We start from the raw sequence: 2,483 nt of genomic DNA, 5'->3' as shown, positions 1-2,483 counted from the left end.
CGATCTCCCTGCCGCGCACCCCGGCGGCGCCGTACGCGGCGGGGATGCCCTTCGCCGCGCGCCCGGCCCAGCGCCTGCCGGACGCCCACGACTGGGCGGCGGAGGTCGCCGCGGGCATGGACGCGGGCGTGCGGATCTCGCTCCGCCTCGACCTGTCGGCGTACGAACTGTTCGACGACCCCGACCGGGCGCCCACCGCGGGCGCGGCGATCGTCCAGGTGCACAGTCTCGCCGACCCCACCCTGGTGACCGACGCGGCGACCCTCTGGGCAGGCACCGCGGACGCGGCCTTCGGAGCACGCGCCCGCGTGGACGCGGCCCTGGCGGTGCGCCGCGCGGCCCGCGTCTGGCCCCCGCTCGACCGTCTCACCGAGCAGGAGGCGCCCGCAGTACTGGCACTCTCCGAAGAGGAGCTGTACGACCTGCTCGGGGTGGTCGCGACCCGCCTCGCCGCGGCCGGCGTCGCCGTGCACTGGCCCCGGGACCTCGCCCAGGACCTGACCGCCCAGGCGGTCGTACGTCCGGCGCCCGGCTCGGCGAAGGACGGCACCGGCTTCTTCGAGAGCGAGGAACTCCTGCAGTTCCGCTGGCAGTTGGCGCTCGGCGGAGATCCGCTCACCGAGGCGGAGATGGACCTGCTGGCGGAGGCCCACCGTCCCGTCGTACGCCTCAAGGACCAGTGGGTGCTCGTCGACCCGGCCCTCGTCCGCAAGGCACGCAAGCGCGAACTGGGCCTGCTCGACCCGGTCGACGCGCTCTCCGCGGCCCTCACCGGCCGAGTGGAGGTCGACGGCGAGAGCGTCGAGGCGGTCCCGGTCGGCGCACTGGCGGTCCTGCGTGACCGGCTGACGGCGGGCATCACCCCGGTGGAACCGCCCCCGGGGCTCCAGGCCCGCCTCCGTGACTACCAGCTCCGGGGCCTGGCCTGGCTGGACCTCATGACCTCCCTCGGCCTCGGCGGCTGCCTCGCCGACGACATGGGGCTCGGCAAGACGATCACCGTCATCGCCCTGCATCTGCGGCGGGCCCGCCGCGAGCCGACGCTGGTGGTCTGCCCGGCCTCCCTGCTGGGCAACTGGCAGCGCGAGATCAACAAGTTCGCGCCCGGCGTCCCCGTCCGCCGCTACCACGGCCCCGACCGCACCCTGGACGACATGACGGGCGGCTTCGTCCTCACGACGTACGGCACCATGCGGTCGACGGCGCCCCGGCTGGCCGAGCAGCCGTGGGGGATGGTCGTCGCGGACGAGGCGCAGCACGTCAAGAACCCCTATTCGGCGACGGCGAAGGCACTGCGCACGATCCCGACCCCCGCGCGCGTGGCGCTCACCGGCACCCCCGTGGAGAACAACCTCTCCGAACTCTGGGCCCTGCTCGACTGGACGACCCCCGGTCTTCTGGGCCCCCTCAAGTCCTTCCGCGCCCGGCACGCGCGCGCGGTGGAGACCGGTGAGGACGAGGAGGCGGTGGCCCGGCTCGCCCGCCTGGTCCGCCCGTTCCTGCTGCGCCGCAAGAAGTCCGACCCGGGCATCGTCCCCGAACTGCCGCCGAAGACGGAGACGGACCACCCGGTCCCCCTGACCCGCGAACAGGCCGCGCTGTACGAGGCGGTCGTACGCGAGTCGCTGCTCGCCATCGAGACGGCGGACGGCATCGGCCGCCGGGGTCTGGTGCTGAAGCTGCTGACCTCCCTCAAGCAGATCTGCGACCATCCGGCCCTGTACCTGAAGGAGGAGGCCCCCGGGCCCGCCACAGGGGACCGGCTGGCCGCCCGCTCCGGCAAACTCGCCCTGCTGGACGAGTTGTTGGACACCCTGCTCGCCGAGGACGGCTCGGCCCTGGTCTTCACGCAGTACGTGGGGATGGCCCGCCTGATCACTTCCCACCTCGCGGCCCGCGCGGTCCCGGTGGAACTGCTCCACGGCGGCACCCCGGTCCCCGAGAGGGAACGCATGGTGGACCGTTTCCAGAGCGGCGCGACCCCGATCCTGATCCTCTCCCTGAAGGCCGCCGGCACCGGCCTCAACCTCACGCGCGCGGGCCATGTCATCCACTTCGACCGCTGGTGGAACCCCGCGGTCGAGGAACAGGCCACGGACCGCGCATACCGCATCGGCCAGACCCAGCCGGTCCAGGTGCACCGCCTGATCACCGAGGGCACGGTCGAGGACCGTATCGCGGAGATGCTGGAGTCCAAGCGGGCCCTGGCCGACGCGATCCTGACCTCCGGTGAGTCGTCCTTCACGGAACTGACGGACCGGGCACTGTCCGACCTGGTCTCCCTGCGGGGGGCGGTGTGATGTCGTCGGAGGAGCACCGGGAGCCAGAGGAAGGGCACGCCACGGTGGGGGAGGAGCCGGAGCCGGACGGGCAACCACTGTCGGGCGAGGCCGAGCCGGACCGGCCCGCCGACGCCGCGCGCAGGGCGTTGCGGGCGGCGCGGGAGCGCGCGGGTCAGGAGGCGACCGGGACACACGGCGCGG

At 73.7% G+C, this 2,483-nt stretch carries 1 protein-coding gene; it reads left to right on the top strand.

Annotation, left to right across the window (positions count from 1 at the left end; all coding sequences use genetic code 11):
- Positions 1-2,300: DEAD/DEAH box helicase (locus G3I56_RS42490; RefSeq protein ID WP_164418866.1), on the top strand; the 2,300-nt coding region annotated here is incomplete at its 5' end.
- Between the last annotated feature and the right edge of the window lie 183 nt (positions 2,301-2,483).

It is taken from the genome of Streptomyces sp. SID12488 (genome assembly GCF_010548275.1).
GTDB lineage: Bacteria > Actinomycetota > Actinomycetes > Streptomycetales > Streptomycetaceae > Streptomyces.
This window is presented reverse-complemented; position numbering and strand designations above follow the sequence as displayed.